The organism is Paenibacillus sp. FSL R5-0636 (assembly GCF_037974255.1).
Taxonomy (GTDB): Bacteria; Bacillota; Bacilli; order Paenibacillales; family Paenibacillaceae; genus Paenibacillus_AQ; species Paenibacillus_AQ odorifer.
The window spans coordinates 5,482,768-5,500,170 of record NZ_CP150232.1; the positions used below are offsets into that span (position 1 = coordinate 5,482,768).

A 17,403-nucleotide genomic window follows, 5' to 3' on the forward strand; every position below is an offset into this window, starting at 1 on the left:
ACAGCTAATCCGCTACTTTAATCATCGTTTCACTTGGTGGCTCATAATTTTCCAATTGGCGAAATACGATGCCTTTGGCAGCCATCATTGCCTCTACCTTTTCCATATCCTTACGGTAAGGACGATAATACACAATCTCCACAATACCGCTATTAGCCAGCATATTTGCACAGGTCCAGCAAGGCTCATCCGTCACATAGACGGTGCTGCCTTCCCGGTCAATCCGGTCTGTGAATAGCAAAAGATTCTGTTCCGCATGAATCGTGCGAATGCAGCGCTGTTTCTTCACCATAGTCTCTACGCCATCCACGATCTCCATCTCATATTGCTCCGAGAGCATACAACCTGCCTCTGAGCAATCAGGTACGCCCATTGGCGCCCCATTGTACGCGGTACCAAGCAGCTTTTTACCTTGCACCAGCACAGCACCTACATGTCGTCGTGAGCAGCGTGAACGAGTTGAGACCATACAGGCAATGTCCATGAAATAAGTATCCCAGTCTTTACGATAGGCAGTAGTCATAATCAATCTCCATATCCTTCTAAATAGTTGTTAACTATTGTAGCACATCCCCGCAAGTTTTCACTAGGACAACGGTTGTGGCACTTCCAACGATCTTCATTTCCTATTTATCTTCAAAATATTACTAAAGCTTTTAACTTCTCCAGCATTTTAGGTCCTATCCCCTTTACCTTCCCCAGATCAGATAGGCTGCGAAAGGTCCCTACACGGTTGCGGTAATCCATAATTGCCTGAGCCTTCTTTTCTCCGATGCCCGGAAGATCCATCAGCTCCTTAACACCCGCAGTATTCACATTTACTTTACCTTCCTGTGAAGCTGCTGATGCGGAAAGCTCAGTCGCCTCCTTAGCCGCAACAGCTTTATCCCCTGCCGACGTTTGCTTCCCTGCAATGTTTGGCGTTTGAACTTCTGCCCCTGTTGGTGTTTGACCTTCTGCCGTTGGTGTTTGGCCCGCTCCTTTTGCTCGCTCCCCCGCAGCGGCTGCCGTAGCTTTTTCATCTGCCGAAGTTTGGACAGCTTGTTCTGCTTGTTCTGCTTGCGCAGCCTCCTTAACCTTCTCACCGTCTTCAACATTCCCAGCAGCTTCAGCCTGCCCTGCATCTTTCTCTAAATGTTGCTTATTTCCTTTCGTCTGATGACCTCCCTCACTGCCCCCAGCAGCTGGAGCGTCACCAGACTCAGCGATTCCAACAGCTTGCTCCATACCAACATTCAAAGTCTCCCACCCGGCAATCCCGGAATCGCCCTTGCTTCCCGCCGCCCAGAATAGCCCACTTCCTATTACAGCAGCAGCCACTCCGAGCACGATACTCCCTTTATTCATATCACTTTCCTCCTCACAAAAATTCTTCTTATGCCTTTTTGTGAATCTTCATACATTCCTGCGGCTGGAAACTCCTTTAATAATTCATACAAAACCTGTCATCTGTCCAAGTCTATCCTGCATACATATAACGAAGAGCATTCATGTCAGTTAGTAAAAAAGCAACGCTAGAAAGGAGGAACCACAGGTGAAAGTAGGATTTATCGGAACAGGCAGCATGGGCAGCCTGCTGATTGACGCCTTTCTTTCTTCCGGAGCCCTGAATCCGTGCGATGTACTCGCCAGCAACCGCAGTCTGAATAAACTGCTGGAGCTAGAAGATCGTCATCCCGGCATAAACTTATGCGGAAGCAATAGTGAAACAGCGACTGGAAGTGACATTGTTTTTTTATGTGTAAAACCGCTGGAATTCAAAACCTTAACAGATGAGATTGGCCCTTATCTCCGCAGCGATCAAATCGTCGTATCCATTACAAGTCCCGTTCAATTGCAACATCTGGAATCCGCTTTGCCGTCCAAAATAGCCAAGATCATCCCCAGCATTACACACTGTGTCAAAAGTGGGACATCACTGTGCATATTTGGCAGCAGGCTTAATAAAGAAGACAGGCTTGTGCTGCTGCAGCTGTTGTCTTTCATAGGTGTTCCTTTGGAAATTCAAGAGGCCCATACCCGAATCGCTTCTGATTTCTCCAGCTGCGGACCTGCGTTCTTGAGCTATTTCATTGAACGCTGGATTGAAGCTGCGGTGGAAGTTACCGGGATTGAAGAGACGTTAATCAGCCGGCTTGCAGGTGAAATGCTGCTTGGAACAGGCAAGCTGCTAACAGAAGGAGAATTCACCCCGCAAGAGCTCCAAGAACGTGTAGCTGTCCGTGGCGGGATTACCGCAGAGGCACTGAACCATCTTCGCATTAGCCTTGAGGGCGTATTCGAACGTCTCATCATGACTACGCATGATAAATACGATGAGGATGTCACCAAGCTGGATGCGCTATTTGGGCATGACGGTATTATTCAAAGTCCTGTAGACCGTTAGAAAACAATAAAACCCGCAGCACGGAATTCTCCGTTGCTGCGGGCATTATTGCGTTCTTCGCTTAACCCACTACGATATTTACAAGCTTGCCAGGAACCGCAATGATCTTGCGTACGGTTTTACCTTCTACTGCTGCACTCACATTCGGGAGTGACAACGCATGAGCTTGCATCTCTTCTTGACCCATATCCTGCGGGATCAACGCGCGTTGTACGATTTTACCATTTACCTGAATAACGATTTCAACCTCAGCATCCACCGTCCATGCTTCATCATACGTTGGCCAAGCCACGTAGCTGATACTTCCTTCGTGACCGAGCAGCTGCCACAGCTCTTCAGCGATGTGAGGCGCCAGTGGTGACAACATTTGTACGAAGTGTTCAGCAGCTTCTTGGGACAAAGTTTCTTGCTTATAAGCATCGTTAATAAAAATCATCAACTGGCTAATTGAGGTATTGAAACGCAGATGCTCGAAATCATCAGTGACCTTCTTAATGGTCTTGTGCCAAGTGCGTTTGAACTCGTCAGTGCCACCGTCTGCTGTGATTTTGGTGCTCAGCTTACCATCTTCACTCACGAACAGGCGCCATACACGGGACAAGAAACGGTGAACTCCTTCTACACCCTTTTCATTCCAAGGTTTGGTTGCTTCCAGAGGGCCCATAAACATTTCATACACACGTAGTGTATCTGCACCAAAAGCTTCCACAATCTCATCCGGGTTGATGACATTTCCGCGTGATTTACTCATTTTTTCATTATTATTTCCAAGAATCATACCTTGGTTAACCAGCTTATGGAAAGGTTCTTTTGTTTCAACAACGCCGAGATCATAAAGCACCTTGTGCCAAAAACGTGCATAGAGCAAGTGAAGCACGGCATGCTCCGCTCCACCAATATACAGATCTACTGGAAGCCATGCTTTTTGCTTCTCAGGGGAGCACAGCTCTTGATCGTTTTTCGGATCAATATAACGCAGGTAATACCAGCAGCTGCCCGCCCATTGCGGCATGGTGTTCGTCTCGCGGCGAGCCTTCATGCCAGTCTCAGGATCAATAGTTTCCACCCACTCTGTTACATTCGCAAGTGGAGATTCCCCTGTACCCGAAGGTTTGATCGCATCTACATCCGGCAGTACCAGCGGCAGCTGATCAACCGGAACAGTCTTCATTGTGCCGTCTTCCAAATGCAGAATTGGAATGGGCTCTCCCCAGTAGCGTTGGCGGCTAAACAGCCAGTCACGCAGACGATAGGTTACTTTGCCTTTACCTACGCCCTTTTCTTCCAACCAAGCAATCATCTTCGCAATCGCTTCTTCATTCTTGAGTCCATTCAGGAAATCAGAATTGACATGCGGACCATCTCCGGAATAAGCCTCTTCTTCAACGTTGCCGCCTTGAACGACTTCCACGATATTCAGGCCGAATTGTTTAGCAAATTCCCAGTCGCGTGTATCGTGACCCGGAACTGCCATGATTGCTCCCGTTCCGTAACCAGCAAGCACATAATCTGCAATCCAGATTGGCGCCTTCGCACCATTCACAGGATTAATTGCATATGCGCCTGTGAAGACACCACTCTTCTCTTTTGCCAAATCCGTACGCTCCAGATCGCTCTTACGAGAAGCTTTTTCACGATATTCTGCCACAGCAGCACGCTGTGCTTCAGTTGTAATCACATCAACAAGCTCATGCTCTGGTGCCAGTACGCAGTAACTTGCTCCGAACAGTGTATCTGGACGTGTAGTAAACACGGTCAGGTTAGCCTCGTGACCTTCAATGTTAAAGTTCACTTCTGCACCTGTTGATTTCCCGATCCAGTTGCGCTGCATATCCTTGATGCTTTCGGACCAATCCAGCTCTTCCAGATCCTCCAGCAAACGCTCAGCGTACTCTGTAATTCTCAGAATCCATTGACGCATCGGTTTGCGCACGACCGGGTGACCGCCGCGCTCACTTTTACCATCGATAACCTCTTCGTTGGCAAGTACCGTACCCAATGCCTCACACCAGTTAACAGGTACTTCTGCTACATAAGCCAGGCCTTTGTTATACAACTGGATAAAAATCCATTGTGTCCATTTATAATAATCCGGATCTGTCGTGCTGATCTCGCGGTCCCAATCGTAGGAGAAACCCAGCGATTTGATCTGACGGCGGAAATTATCGATGTTCTTATCGGTAAAATCACGTGGATGCTGGCCGGTATCCATCGCATACTGCTCTGCCGGAAGTCCAAAAGCATCCCAGCCCATCGGATGCAATACATTGAAACCGCGCATCCGCTTGTAGCGAGAAACGATATCCGTTGCTGTGTAACCCTCTGGATGACCTACGTGCAGTCCTGCACCTGAAGGATACGGAAACATATCCAGTGCATAAAAATTGGGTTTTTCAGGATCTTCTCCTGTCTTAAAGCTTTTGTTCTCATCCCAGAACTTTTGCCATTTCGGCTCAATAGTCTGCGCCCGGTAACCACCAGCGGGTGTGCTATTTGTTTGATTGTCGCTCATTGTCTGCTCCTCCTTGGAGTGTTACTTCTTAGATTTCTTATTTCTTAACCAAGCATATACACCTTCGGTGTCCTTATAAGGACGGTAAGCGTTTATGCGGGAAATATAAGACATGAAGTATTGCGTAAAACGTATACTCTCTTATATTTACAAAAAAACCTCCCATCCCTAGCGTATTATCGCTAGGGACGAGAGGTTATAATTCCCGTGGTACCACCCTAGTTAGCGGCGAATATACTTTATTCTGCCACTCACTTTGCACCCTTTAGCGGGGGTGAGGCGACGGCGGTTCATTCATGACATCCATTATCTCTTATGGATATCCTGTAAACTTGCACCGTTACTCCGAGGTGAGTTCACTCTGTTCCGTTAACCGACTCGCACCTTAGTGTCGGCTCTCTGCAATAACGGTATAGAATTAATACTCCTCATCATCGAACAACTATATACTGAGTCATCAGTAATATTCCCCAACATTATATACAAAACTGTTATCAATAGTCAATGATTATCCCTTTATACGGGCTTTCGTTTGATTAAAAACGCCATAAAGTGTTGAATTACGACTTTTGCAGCTGCAAAGAACGGTACAGCAAGGATAAGTCCAATCATCCCTGCCAGTTCACCACCTACCAGCAATGCGAAGATAATAAGCAGCGGATGCAAATGTAGCGTCCTGCCTACGACCTGTGGAGAAATAATATTGCTCTCCACAATTTGGCATAAAGTGTTTACCACAGCAACCAGTAGAACTAATCGAAAAGAGACGGTCGAAGCCATCACAATGGCAGGTGCAGCCCCTAGAAAAGGACCCATATACGGAACAATATTAAATACTGCCACCACACTGGCGAACAGTAAGGCATAAGGCATTCCGACGATGGCATAGCCGATATAGGCAAGCACACCTATAATGATGCAGACCAGAAATTGTCCGCGAATGTAATTGCCGAGCGCAGCATCGATATCTTTTAACAAAGTAACAATAGACTTGCGGCGTGCGCGGGGCAGACAAGAGACCACCGTCCGTTCAAATACGTCAAAATCCTTCAAAATATAGAACACCAGAAACGGCACGATAAAAGCATTGAACAGCAAGTTAATCGTTGTCCCTATATTATCGAGAAAATGCGAAATCCCTTCGGCCAGACGATTCTCCAGTTGAAAAAACCAGTTGTTCATCCCCATTTCAACCCCAGGCGGTATTAGCCTTGTATTCATATGGCTCATCAGCCCCTGGGCTTGCAGTGTGATCTCAGGCAGATGTTCATTTAATTCTTCAAGCTGCTCAATAAACATCGGGATAAGGTTGATGGCGATCACGGTAATCGCCGTTAGAAACACTGCATATATAAGTAGAACAGCTACGCTACGCGGCATCTTCCGTCCGGCCAGCATACTAACCACGGGATTCAGCACATAGGAAATAATCATAGCTGCCAGAAATGGAGCGAGGATTGCCTTTAAAAATACAAAAATCCCCTGCAGCATCGGACGAAGCAACCAAACAAAATACAAAATGATCAGGGATAGCAGCACTCCGATCATCCAGCGGAACCATTTACTTTGGGACCATTGTTCCATGAGAGTACCCTCCTGCGGTAGAGCCTGGACTAGCTTCGTAAATAAGTATATGTATGGCCGCAGCAAAATAACCATCAAACACACAAAAAAGCGTCAATAACCTTACAACTGATTTCAGCTGAAAGGAAATTGACGCTTAAGTACATAGAGCAGTCTTGCTTACAAAGCAAGATTCATAGTTAAGACGACGCATGAATTTGCGGGAAATCCTGAGTCATATCATCCCCGGAGAACAGGTCGTCCAGCGAGCTTAGTGTGCCGTCTTCTTCAACTTGATAAACCGACATTTTTTCGCCATTTACCGTCAATTCGATGAAACAGCCCCAGCAATAAAACTGGTGGGAACCGATCTTTCCGATATCTTTGGAGTTGCAGTTTGGACACTTCATATAATACATTCCACCTATCCGTTAACAATATTAATGGCTTTTTGTAGCCGTTCTTCGCTCATCGCAGGAACCATTAATGCATTCTCACCAATGGACATCTCGTCAGAACAAGGCAGCCATTTGCGGCCTTCGATCAAATCAGTGACAAGCCCGTCACTAATTTCCAGCGCTCCTATTGTGTTTCCCAACTTTTGGTCAAAATAAACATCAGATATTCGTCCGAGTATAGTTCCAGTTGTAGTTAGCACTTTCAAATCCTTAAGTTTGTTCTTTCCAAGTAGAAAAGTACAAGGTATATGATCGGCATCTATCTTATCAATCGACTCTTTATTACGAATCATGACAGCATCCTCGCCGTAGGCCACAATATCTTCCCATGCCACAAATTTCACATGGCCACCAAAAAAAGATTTGCTTTCCAGTTCAATACCCGTAATATTCCAGTTTGAATCGAGCAAAATATCGACAATTTTGCCGATTGCGTTACCCTCTTCAACTTCATATACAGCCAAGCCGATCAGATCTTGAAGTTTCATGGCTGCTCGGTCTCCTCACTTTGAGTGTAATTACGAGTTCTCAAAAAGTGAAAGCCCGAATGATCAGGATACCTACCATAGCCTAGAAGTAACTAGTCTCTGATACGCAGCCGATTCAGAATGGTTTCAACTTTTCGAGCAACGTACTCAATTTCTTCAGTAGTATTACCCAAACCCATGCTAAATCGAATCGCTGACCCTAAAATATTTTCTGGAAGCTCCATTGCTCTCAGAACATGGGATATTTCCAGTGATCCTGACGTGCAGGCTGAACCGCTTGCTGCCGCAATCCCGTCCATATCCAGGTTCATCAGCATAACATCTGTTCTAGCTCCCGGGAAGCTCAAATTCAGTATACTTGGCAAAAAATGCTCGGTATTGCCGTTAATTGAATAACTTTCCCGTCCAATCAGCGCATCCAGCTCTTCAAGTAGTCTATTGCGCAGGAGCTGCACTTTTTGTCGACGTTCTGATAGACCTGTAACTGCTATTTCAACAGCCTTGGCAAATCCAGCAGTACCTGCTAAATTTTCTGTTCCGGCTCGTCTGCCGCGCTCCTGAAGGCCACCGTGGAGTCTTGGATGCAGCGGTGCTCCACTCCGCACATAAAGGCCACCGATCCCCCCAGGTCCATTGATTTTGTGAGCTGTAAAGCTCATGTAATCTACCGGAAGCTCCCGCAGTGTGATCGGTAAGGCTCCAAGAGCTTGTACAGCATCAACATGGAACAGAATACCCCGCTCTCTGGCAAACTGGCCAATTTCCTGAATCGGCTGAACGGTTCCTACCTCATTGTTGGCATACATTACACTGATTAGCACTGTGTCTTCCTGCACCGCTGCTTCTACATCTGCAACGGATACTCGGCCTGTAGAATCCACAGGAAGATAAGTAACCTTAAAGCCTTCCTTCTCCAGCTCTTCGCAGGTATGTAGCACTGCATGATGCTCTATCGCAGAGGTGATAATATGATTGCCTTTCTGGGCAACAGCAGCGACAGCTCCATAGAGTGCTAGATTGTCACTTTCGGTTCCGCCGCCAGTGAACACCCACTCTTCCGGCGAGCAGCCTAAAAAGGCGGCGATAGTATCGCGCGCCCCATTTAATATTTTCTTGGCTGAACGTCCGAACTGATGTACACTGGACGCATTTCCATATTGTTCTGTCATTATATTCAGCATGACCTTGGCCACCTCCGGATGAACCGGGGTTGATGCGGCGTGGTCCAAATAGATGGTTTTCATCATTCATTTCTCCACTTCTAGGGTATAGGAAAACAGTTCGTTTTTAAGAACTATTAAATTATACCGCGCGAGAAGTTAGTTTTCCACAAACTAAAGAACACAATATTGTAATCAATTCCCTGCACAGGCTAAGGTAATGACAGCCAATTCTCTTCAGAGGTAACTTCTATGCCGTTTTTTCTAAGTAAAGCTGCAGTCACGCCGTTCCCAGCGATCTTCTTCCCTTTGAACTCTCCGTTATAAATCATGGTGCTGCCGCAAGAAGGACTGTTTTCCTTGAGGACTACCATCGTAGCTGAAACTTCTTGAGCTTTCTCAAGCGTAATATAAGCCCCTTTTAAATATAGTTCTGTTACATCTATGCCCGATCGGTCCACTACTTTAGCCGTTCCTGCAAGCACAGCCTCACCATCCCCGCCGACAATTTCAGCTGGCTCTCTAGGCGTAGAGAATCCCCCTAATAATTCCGGACACACAGCAATAGCTTGATTGTCATTCAAAAGCTTCTGAATTTTCTCATCCAAACAATCTGTGCCATTATATCTTACCTTCATACCAGCTAAACAAGAGCTTACCAAAATCACCTATATGCACCGCTTTCTTCATTCATTGTGCTTCGTTTATAATAAGATACAACCCTCAACAGCCGTTCAAGCTAAGAAATATTTCGAGCATAACATGCTGCTTACAAGCTGTAAACAAATCCAGCCTCAAAAACGACCGAATGGGAAGTGTATAAAATGTGCGGACGATATACGATAACCGTCACCATGGAAGAGCTGATGGTCAGATATTTTGCGAATGATTCAACCATTATCCACTATGCTCCAACATATAACGCAGCACCCATGCAGCAAATTCCGGCAGTCATTAACACAGGATCCAGCAATAAACTTGGGGAACTGCGCTGGGGTCTGGTTCCTTCATGGGCCAAAGATGACAAAATCGGCAGTAAAATGATCAATGCCCGGGCAGAGTCACTCCTTGAGAAGCCTTCTTTCAAGCGATTAGTAAGCTCCCGCCGCTGCATCATTCCATCTGATGGCTTCTATGAATGGAAGGTTCAGGGCAATAGCAAACAACCCATGCGAATCGTGATGCGCGATGGGGGTATTTTTTCAATGGCCGGATTGTATGATATTTGGATGGACCCTGAAGGTAATAAATTAAGTACCTGCACGATTATAACGACTACCCCAAATGAACTTATGGCTGAAATCCATAACCGTATGCCAGTTATTTTGAAGCCTGAGGATGAGCCAGAATGGCTGAGCCGGGACAATCAGGACGCAACTTCGTTAATAAAGCTTCTTAAACCCTATGATCAGCATCAAATGAGAGCCTACCCGGTTTCTACTGCAGTGGGAAATGTTCGGAATAATACGAAGGAATTAATCAATGAGATATAGAAAACAATATTATTCAAATGGTAGGAATGATTATCACCCTTTTATTGACACTAATTCTGACCTCGTTGTTTATCCATGAAAAAACATCTTAACCCTGCGGATTAACCGCAGAGTTAAGACCAGCGCCGCTCAATATGAATTCTGCGTCCCATCAATTGATGATACATCTGTAGAAATCTGTCTGCATACAGCTCAGAGGATAGGTTAGTCCGGATATGCCATTCTCCATTCATCCTGATTCTGGCCCGTAGTTCTGGATCATTCATTAAGGATAGAGCAGCAACCACAGCTTCATCCAGCTGCCCTCTAGTGTATATTTTTCCAGTGTGATTGTTAATGACGAGTCTTCGAACGCCGTCTGAATCTGTAGTAAGTACAGGACAACGGCACAACATCGCCTCAGCAACCGCGTATCCAAACCCTTCCAAAATAGAGGTAGAAAGGAGCAAACCTCCCGAATCACCAATAATACTCATATAATCTGCCATTTGCTCATGAGGAATATTGGAATACGAAATCAACCGTGAAGAAATCCCCGTCTCAGCTACAAATTGATCAAAGCTTTCTTTTTGCTCTGGATCAAACAAAGTATCATCCTGAAAAATCCATAAATAAAGTTCGGGATGGATCGCCAGCAGCCTTTGCCCGATTTGCAGAAATTCCCGCCAATTCTTATTCGTTTGAATGCGTCCTACCCAGCCGAGGATAGGGAAACTTTTCGCGGGATAATTGGTATATCCAAACTGATCGCAATCGATCGGATCATCAAAACAATATTGTGGAATGGTTGGAAATCCGCCTTTGAAAAGCGCCTGCAAATGGGTTGTTTCTGGATACAGCAGTGCATCGGTGAGCCTGTAAATGCGCTCTGTAAAATTATTAACGACCTGCTCAGCTTCATCTAAGGTGCCTAAACCCTGCACTTCAAAAACAAGCGGCCCTTTATACCCGAACCCTCGAATCCGCTCTGCTAAGTTAATATCCGTACACACTACAATTAAGTCAAAAGCTTCACGAGCAAGCATTGCCCTGATCTCGTCATCGCTATTGGTAATATGCGTTTGAATGTTACGGATATTCTGCTGTCCTTTTCCATGGTGTGTATACAGTAAATGGCACTCTACACCGCGAGCATGTAACGCTTGGCAGCGAACTCGGTTCAGGGTTTGCATACCTCCACTCGGGTTATAAAAAGTGAACAAAATCTTCATTATGATCACTCATTCGCAAATTATTTTTAGGTAAAAGAGGTCTTCAACAAATCATACAGATCTGCGCTGCGAAACAGCTCATTATAATAGTGGCCTTTGGTCGATGGGACATGTCTGTGTCGAAATCCAATCAGGCTATGATCATCCGTATAGTAATTGGAAATCGTATCCCCGCCCGTAGTTACCAAAGCTTCCAGCATGTACTCAATATCGAGCGCTCCTATAAAAACTTTTGGACCTAAAACTATCGTGAATGGAGTGGATAGTTGTTCTATAGCACTGCAAATCGCGTGTGACTCCACAGCTCCAGGCAGCCAGGCGAACGCTGTCGCAGGATGAGGTATGGTTTCCAATAGAGCCGATGGCTGACGCGTAGTTGATAAATCCAACACCCGGCATTCATAATTGCTATACGTTTGTTCGTACAGATTCTCTATCCGCGTTATTTCATCCGCACAAGCATTCACTACAGGATATAGAACGGTAATCATCGCCGGAATTCCTCTGCGAAACCGTGCCTGATGGCGGGTCAAATGATAGGCATATCTCCATCTACGATGATTTTCAACCGAATGTAATTGGGCAGATACACTAAAGGTAGAATCCACACGATAATTCACCAGTTCCACCGGTATAAAGCGAATTTCACAATGTTCAGCCAGTCTCAGCCAGTAATCATAATCCTCCACCGGTTCCATTCCATAAGCTCCAACAAGCTTCGCAATCTGTGCTTTGTACATAAAAGAAACGCCAATAAGCGAGTAATCCAGCAATCTCTCTTTAGGCTGTGACTGATAATTACGCTGAGTAGCTAATTGATGTTCGTTATGAAGAAACCTTCCCTCGTTATCGATGCTTTGAAAAGAACTGTACACGATGCCTAACTCCTGTGGACCTCTAACTAGCGCCCCCCGAAGGATTTCGAGGAAACGGGGTTCATAAACATTGTCGCTGGAAACCCAACTTAGATATTGAATACTAGGCTCACTATACAAAAGATCAAAGCCGGTATTCAGTGCATGTGCTATACCCCTGTTCTGTACGTAAGAGATAACCGTTACCCTTGGATCTTCGACAATAATGGATCTCACGAGCGGTTCCATTTCTGGTGCACCATCGATCACAACAACCAGCCGAAAATTGGTAAAAGATTGGTGTAGAACAGACTGCAGAGCTTGCCGTAAGAACTCCGGCTTTTGGGTATACACAGGCATAACTACTCCTACATCCGCCATGATTTTTTACCTCTCTCTACATTGGAGTATAAAATCAGTATATTTTGATTCCTCCCATCTGACTGTGTGAATGCCCTTAAAATACTTTATTACGCCTAAAAAAGCAGCAATCGCCCTATTTCTTTCAGCGACTGCTGCTTAATGGTCTAAATATTACTATTATACAGGTATAGAAAGGGCGGTAATCTCCGTCATTTCAGATTGAAGCACCCGCTGATCGGTAACTAGATTTCCGAACTCATCCAGCCCATAAACAGAGGTGACTACTTCTGCCAAAGGATAAGGACTACTAATTTGCACCTCGTAAGCCAGATTCCCCCCAATGAAAAACTCTCTAATATCAGAACTCTTTGCAGGAACGAAATAACCTGTGACATAAAGCGGGGTAAGAGCTGGCAAGGAATATGGAACACCGAAGACTTCGACAATCATCATTGCACTCGCATTACTTGTGTTACGAACACTGACCACTACATTACTCGCTGCAGTACCAGTTGCTCTCGTATTCGTAATAAGACCTGTTGTATAAGGCATTTTCTCACTCCTCCTCTTGGTTTCTATCAACTTATTCAACAGCTAGCTTATAGTTGTGAGGCAAGAGGAGGGGTTAACACGTGGAATAATAGCCAAATAGACAGGTATACAGTTCCTTTCCCGCTTTTTTCATAACATAGATTAAAGATGAAAAAGGAGAGGTGACAATGACCAATTTCAATTTTCAGGTCACTACAGGTTTGCCACCAAAGTTTGAACCCTATGTTGCTGTGAATCTGCTTATTCCCGGGATCATGATTGCTGTAGCTGTAGACACTACAACCGGAGTTCCATTAATAGGGATGTATCGCTCGTTAGATGGCGGTGCCAACTGGTCACAAGCTTTACTGCCTCTGCCTCCAGGATTTACAGGGGCCGAAGCACCTGCTGTTGCGTACTCCTTTCCGAATACATTTGCCATTTCTGCACATGCTTTTCCAGGCGCTTCAGACGGAACAACTATATTCTATATTTCCACCAACAATGGTACTAATTTCAGCAGCCCTGTAATTGTAAGTAGCGGGTATGGAACCTACATTAATAATGACGAAACAAATATCACAATCGATGTAGGACAATCTAGCCCATATTTAGGAAATATCTATGTTTCTTACAATCATCAGTTCAATGTAGCTAACGGAGGTAACTCGACAGCTTTTCTTAGTCGATCTCGTGATAATGGAGCCACATGGGACACTCCCATCCTGCTTTCCAGTGAAGCTAATCAGGTAGAACGTCCCGATGTGGCTGTGGATTTGATAGGCAGCGTGTATGGAGCATGGATTACGACAAATCCGGAATTCCGATTTGTGATCAGAACTTCTTTGGATGGTGGAACAACGTTTGGCGCCCCTGTTCTTGTGTCCACGATCGTACCTGTGCCCATAGTCCTGCCCGTTCCCGGCTATGCTTTTCGGGTCTTAACATTTGCGAATATTTCAACCGATCGATCAGTCGGACCCTTTACCAACCGTGTGTATACCATCTGGCAGGATTTCCGCCAAGGGTACTCTGATGTATTCATGTCCATTTCAAACGACAGGGGCATGACTTGGAGCACTCCCGTTAGTATTACCGGTGCACCCGCGGGATCTCAGAACTTTTTTCCTGCGATCGATGTCGACCCTTTGACGGGCGTAGTAAATGTGATCTATTACAGCAATCAGGTTAACGGATTTTTGCTAGATGTATATGTTGCGCGATCCATTAACGGTGGACAGACATTTACCAACACTAGAATAACTAACGTTTCCTTCGATCCGAATGCTGGAGGTACAGGACCTGTAACCTTAATAGGGGATTATATTGATATCACTTCCGTTCCGCCTGGAGGATATATCGGCGTATGGACAGATACTAGTCCGGGAACACAGACTATTTTTGCGGGATATTCCGATGTAGTTATTACTTGATTGGGGCTGGCTGCCCACATCATAAAAAGTCTATTGCCGGGGATTAGGCGATAGGCTTTTTAGTGCAGGTAATGAAAAAGAAAATATTTTCATGAACTTGAACGCTGTTACGCTGAGCTTTCGCATCCGCATCATCGCCGATTCCCACTCTGGCAAGATCCATAGCATACTGGGCTTTGATATTACATATGTTCGATTTTTCAGTTAAAAAACCTTCTCTAATAAAGATCCAAAAGCATAACCAAATTCATATGTATTTCTTACCAGACTCTCCATTCCCTGAACCAATAACGTGACGCCCTTAAGCATTAGAGTAAAAATAAATATCACACCAAACATTCGAAATACTCCCATTCCTTTCTCGTGCCTCCAACGATAATTCTTGCCCATTTTAAAACACCTCATTTTGAGTATTATTATGTTAACTACGTCTCATAACGAGCTCCTATGTATTTTACATCATCCGTATAAAATCTTCTTACTAGAATACTAGATTTGGAACATTATGTATACCAATGCAGAGGTCATCGGGTGATTTCTGCCTTCTCATAAGTAAATAAGCACAAATGTTCGCATATAAAGAATAATAGTGTTAAAATAAAGTTATACTATTCCTAAACTAAAGCCTAAGGAGTCTTGCCAAATGAGTCAAAGAGTTGCCTACAATGAAGTTGCACCTGAGGGTATGAAAATCATGATGGATATGGAGATGTACACCAAAAAATCTACGATTAATCGGACTACAAGAGAACTTATCAAAATCAGAGTTTCTCAAATTAACGGATGTGCTTTCTGCATAGATATGCATACATCCGAAGCTCGTAAAATGGGTGAAACCGAACAACGAATTTATTGTTTAAATGTTTGGGAGGAATGTACTTTTTATACACCTGAAGAGAAGGTTGCTCTCGAACTATCTGAGCATATTACGCTAATCCCTTCCAAAAGAGTTCCTGATGAGCTATATAAACGAGTACGTGAACAATACGATGAGAAGCAATATATTGATCTTGTACTGGTCATTAATCAAATCAACAGTTGGAACAGAATTTCTATTGCAATGGGAAATACACCCGCAGAACAATAATTACCCTCAAAGAACACCTTAGGGTGTTTTTTTTATTCTCCGCTCCGCACGTTCCACGGCTCCGTTGATATATAGATCATCACATTAACATGCCCTGCCAGTATTATCACTAGCAAGGCATTTTTTCATGCGATCGCGTTGGGTTAGTTCAATAACAATTGCTGATTTTAGTACTCTCTTTTATTTCCCTTCTTTACGTATTCCCACTCAACCTCAACATTTTTCCTAACCCTTTGCAAGAGTTGAAACAATACTTCCGTTTCTTTTTCAGATAATCCTGCTAACGCAACCAAATCGGTATGGTCCCCTTCTCTCTTCAGAAAAGAATAGGCTTGTTTACCTTTTTCAGTTGTGAATAACCTTTTTATTTTTTTGTTGGTTTCATCGTCTTTCTTTTCAATAAAACCTTGGATTTCAAGTTTCTGAATCGCACGCGCTGCTGTTGTTCGGTCCACCTTTATCATTTCCGACAGCTTTTCTTGAATAATACCTGGATTCTCATATATCCGGACCAGATATAAATACTGCCCCTTTGTAAGCTCTAATTCCTTGAACTCTATATTACTTATGGAATCTAATGCCCTCGCTATCATTCCAACTTCACGAAGTATCTCCTTCATTCAATCACCTACCAGTTCCAATAATGTTGTATTTACAACAATATTGATTATATATATACTTATAATTGTCGTTAATTCATTATGACGTTTTTCCTAAAAAAAACAAATACAGAATGGAGTAAGCAAGAATGAATCTTAAAAGAATTACACTAATCGAGGAACTTGAAGCTGCATTTTCAATAAGAAAAAAAGTATTTGTTGAGGAACAAGGCATACCCCTTAATGATGAATTTGATGAATTCGATACGCTGAATGGAGAATGTGAGCATGTTCTCGCCTATTATGATGGGCAACCAGTTGCCACAGGAAGGATCCGCTTTCTTGATGGATTAGGTAAGTTAGAGCGTATTTGCATCCTAGAACCTTATCGTAAATTTGGAATTGGGAAAAAAATCATTTCTGCATTAGAAGAGATCGTGGTTGAAAAGGGGCATCAAAAGGTTAAATTGCACGGGCAAACTCAGGCAGAGGGGTTCTATAAGAAACTTGGTTATCGGGCTTCATCTACTGAATTTATGGAGGATGGCATCCCTCATCTTTTAATGATTAAAGATCTTTCTGCTTCAATAGAATGAAGAAGTTTAGTGTAACTACGTTTTCCATTTTCACTTGCGGAATTTTCATCTTAACCCTAGGCGTTTCACTAACAATAATCTCCGATCTTGGAGCGTCACCTTTTGATGCACTTTTAGTCGGTCTATCCCAAAATGTCGGTCTTACAGTAGGCAGTTGGGAAGTGCTGATCGCATGCCTATTGATTGGATGTAATTCATGTTTATCCAAGCAAAGACCAGAATTATTAGGGTTGGTAACTGCATTTATAGCAGGCATTGGTATCGATATGTGGCTTTTTTTGTTAAACAATCTGATCGAGCCTAATCTGTGGATCAGTAAAATCGCCTTTTATGGTTTAGGCTTAATCGCAATTGGATTAGGTACATCCATTTATTTGTACGCAAATTTCGCACCGATTCCAGTGGACCGACTAACATTAGTACTGCAAACGATAACTAGGCTTAGTATACTATTTACTAGAACAATCATTTATCTGGTTTTCTTATTTGCCGCCATTATTTTCAATGGGCCTATTGGGATTGGCACTCTACTTACCATTTGTTTAGGCGGCTTAATTCTTAATTACTTTATGCCACTTATACAGAAAGCCTTGGACCGATTGCTACAACATACAACAGCGGACTCCGCTAAAGAAATATGATATATAGAGCAAACCATAATCTTATCAT

At 44.0% G+C, this 17,403-nt stretch carries 19 protein-coding genes; 6 read left to right on the top strand and 13 right to left on the bottom strand.

Annotation, left to right across the window (positions count from 1 at the left end):
• Window positions 1-4: 4 nt before the first annotated feature.
• Both MKX34_RS25040 and MKX34_RS25045 read right to left on the bottom strand, forming a co-directional pair.
• The gene (locus MKX34_RS25040; protein WP_036677545.1) at window positions 5-523 is read right to left on the bottom strand and encodes a dCMP deaminase family protein; all 519 of its coding nucleotides are present in this window, start codon (window positions 521-523) and stop codon (window positions 5-7) included.
• A gap of 113 nt (window positions 524-636) precedes the next feature.
• A complete protein-coding gene (locus tag MKX34_RS25045; protein ID WP_076272402.1) occupies window positions 637-1,347 on the bottom strand; it encodes a ComEA family DNA-binding protein in 711 nt (236 codons plus the stop codon).
• Between the two features lie 187 nt (window positions 1,348-1,534).
• On the opposite strand from MKX34_RS25045, the gene comER reads away from it, so the two are divergent.
• Window positions 1,535-2,386 carry a late competence protein ComER gene (gene comER / locus MKX34_RS25050; protein ID WP_036677548.1) on the top strand — a complete coding sequence of 284 codons (852 nt, stop codon included), beginning with the start codon at window positions 1,535-1,537 and terminating at the stop codon, window positions 2,384-2,386.
• A 61-nt stretch (window positions 2,387-2,447) separates the two neighbouring features.
• Here the strand turns inward: comER and leuS are convergent, their stop codons facing one another.
• The 6 genes from leuS to MKX34_RS25080 all read right to left on the bottom strand — a co-directional run bounded on the left by leuS (window position 2,448) and on the right by MKX34_RS25080 (window position 9,235).
• Window positions 2,448-4,898: a leucine--tRNA ligase gene (gene leuS, locus MKX34_RS25055; protein WP_036677550.1), complete on the bottom strand. Its 2,451-nt coding sequence runs from the start codon at window positions 4,896-4,898 to the stop codon at window positions 2,448-2,450.
• Window positions 4,899-5,414: 516 nt separating this feature from the next.
• A complete protein-coding gene (locus tag MKX34_RS25060; RefSeq protein ID WP_036677553.1) occupies window positions 5,415-6,482 on the bottom strand; it encodes an AI-2E family transporter in 1,068 nt (355 codons plus the stop codon).
• Between the two features lie 179 nt (window positions 6,483-6,661).
• The gene (locus MKX34_RS25065; protein ID WP_036677557.1) at window positions 6,662-6,871 is read right to left on the bottom strand and encodes a hypothetical protein; all 210 of its coding nucleotides are present in this window, start codon (window positions 6,869-6,871) and stop codon (window positions 6,662-6,664) included.
• 14 nt (window positions 6,872-6,885) lie between these two features.
• Window positions 6,886-7,407 carry a PRC-barrel domain-containing protein gene (locus MKX34_RS25070; RefSeq protein WP_038572961.1) on the bottom strand — a complete coding sequence of 174 codons (522 nt, stop codon included), beginning with the start codon at window positions 7,405-7,407 and terminating at the stop codon, window positions 6,886-6,888.
• 92 nt (window positions 7,408-7,499) lie between these two features.
• Window positions 7,500-8,651: a cysteine desulfurase family protein gene (locus MKX34_RS25075; RefSeq protein WP_038572963.1), complete on the bottom strand. Its 1,152-nt coding sequence runs from the start codon at window positions 8,649-8,651 to the stop codon at window positions 7,500-7,502.
• Window positions 8,652-8,779: 128 nt separating this feature from the next.
• Window positions 8,780-9,235 carry a DUF523 domain-containing protein gene (locus MKX34_RS25080; protein WP_076098996.1) on the bottom strand — a complete coding sequence of 152 codons (456 nt, stop codon included), beginning with the start codon at window positions 9,233-9,235 and terminating at the stop codon, window positions 8,780-8,782.
• A 156-nt stretch (window positions 9,236-9,391) separates the two neighbouring features.
• On the opposite strand from MKX34_RS25080, the gene MKX34_RS25085 reads away from it, so the two are divergent.
• The gene (locus MKX34_RS25085) at window positions 9,392-10,060 is read left to right on the top strand and encodes an SOS response-associated peptidase (protein WP_036677569.1); all 669 of its coding nucleotides are present in this window, start codon (window positions 9,392-9,394) and stop codon (window positions 10,058-10,060) included.
• A gap of 113 nt (window positions 10,061-10,173) precedes the next feature.
• On the opposite strand, the gene MKX34_RS25090 is transcribed toward MKX34_RS25085, so the two are convergent.
• The 3 genes from MKX34_RS25090 to MKX34_RS25100 all read right to left on the bottom strand — a co-directional run bounded on the left by MKX34_RS25090 (window position 10,174) and on the right by MKX34_RS25100 (window position 13,040).
• Complete coding sequence (locus MKX34_RS25090) at window positions 10,174-11,271, bottom strand: glycosyltransferase family 4 protein (RefSeq protein WP_036677572.1); 1,098 nt, start codon at window positions 11,269-11,271, stop codon at window positions 10,174-10,176.
• A gap of 26 nt (window positions 11,272-11,297) precedes the next feature.
• Window positions 11,298-12,506: a glycosyltransferase gene (locus tag MKX34_RS25095; RefSeq protein WP_076105882.1), complete on the bottom strand. Its 1,209-nt coding sequence runs from the start codon at window positions 12,504-12,506 to the stop codon at window positions 11,298-11,300.
• A gap of 159 nt (window positions 12,507-12,665) precedes the next feature.
• The gene (locus tag MKX34_RS25100; protein ID WP_036677578.1) at window positions 12,666-13,040 is read right to left on the bottom strand and encodes a hypothetical protein; all 375 of its coding nucleotides are present in this window, start codon (window positions 13,038-13,040) and stop codon (window positions 12,666-12,668) included.
• A 167-nt stretch (window positions 13,041-13,207) separates the two neighbouring features.
• Between MKX34_RS25100 and MKX34_RS25105 the strand changes: the two genes are divergently transcribed.
• Entirely contained in the window at window positions 13,208-14,452 is a 1,245-nt protein-coding gene (locus MKX34_RS25105) for a sialidase family protein (RefSeq protein ID WP_051490984.1), read from the top strand.
• A gap of 204 nt (window positions 14,453-14,656) precedes the next feature.
• On the opposite strand, the gene MKX34_RS25110 is transcribed toward MKX34_RS25105, so the two are convergent.
• The gene (locus MKX34_RS25110; protein WP_155288181.1) at window positions 14,657-14,806 is read right to left on the bottom strand and encodes a hypothetical protein; all 150 of its coding nucleotides are present in this window, start codon (window positions 14,804-14,806) and stop codon (window positions 14,657-14,659) included.
• 289 nt (window positions 14,807-15,095) lie between these two features.
• On the opposite strand from MKX34_RS25110, the gene MKX34_RS25115 reads away from it, so the two are divergent.
• Window positions 15,096-15,539: a carboxymuconolactone decarboxylase family protein gene (locus MKX34_RS25115; protein ID WP_036677583.1), complete on the top strand. Its 444-nt coding sequence runs from the start codon at window positions 15,096-15,098 to the stop codon at window positions 15,537-15,539.
• Between the two features lie 167 nt (window positions 15,540-15,706).
• Here the strand turns inward: MKX34_RS25115 and MKX34_RS25120 are convergent, their stop codons facing one another.
• The gene (locus MKX34_RS25120) at window positions 15,707-16,159 is read right to left on the bottom strand and encodes a MarR family transcriptional regulator (protein WP_076105880.1); all 453 of its coding nucleotides are present in this window, start codon (window positions 16,157-16,159) and stop codon (window positions 15,707-15,709) included.
• Window positions 16,160-16,287: 128 nt separating this feature from the next.
• Here MKX34_RS25120 and MKX34_RS25125 point away from each other — a divergent pair, with 128 nt between their 5' ends.
• Both MKX34_RS25125 and MKX34_RS25130 read left to right on the top strand, forming a co-directional pair.
• The gene (locus tag MKX34_RS25125; RefSeq protein WP_076297539.1) at window positions 16,288-16,734 is read left to right on the top strand and encodes a GNAT family N-acetyltransferase; all 447 of its coding nucleotides are present in this window, start codon (window positions 16,288-16,290) and stop codon (window positions 16,732-16,734) included.
• Window positions 16,731-17,375 carry a YitT family protein gene (locus MKX34_RS25130; protein WP_036677593.1) on the top strand — a complete coding sequence of 215 codons (645 nt, stop codon included), beginning with the start codon at window positions 16,731-16,733 and terminating at the stop codon, window positions 17,373-17,375. Before MKX34_RS25125 ends, MKX34_RS25130 begins: the two co-directional genes overlap by 4 nt.
• The last annotated feature ends 28 nt before the right edge of the window (window positions 17,376-17,403 follow it).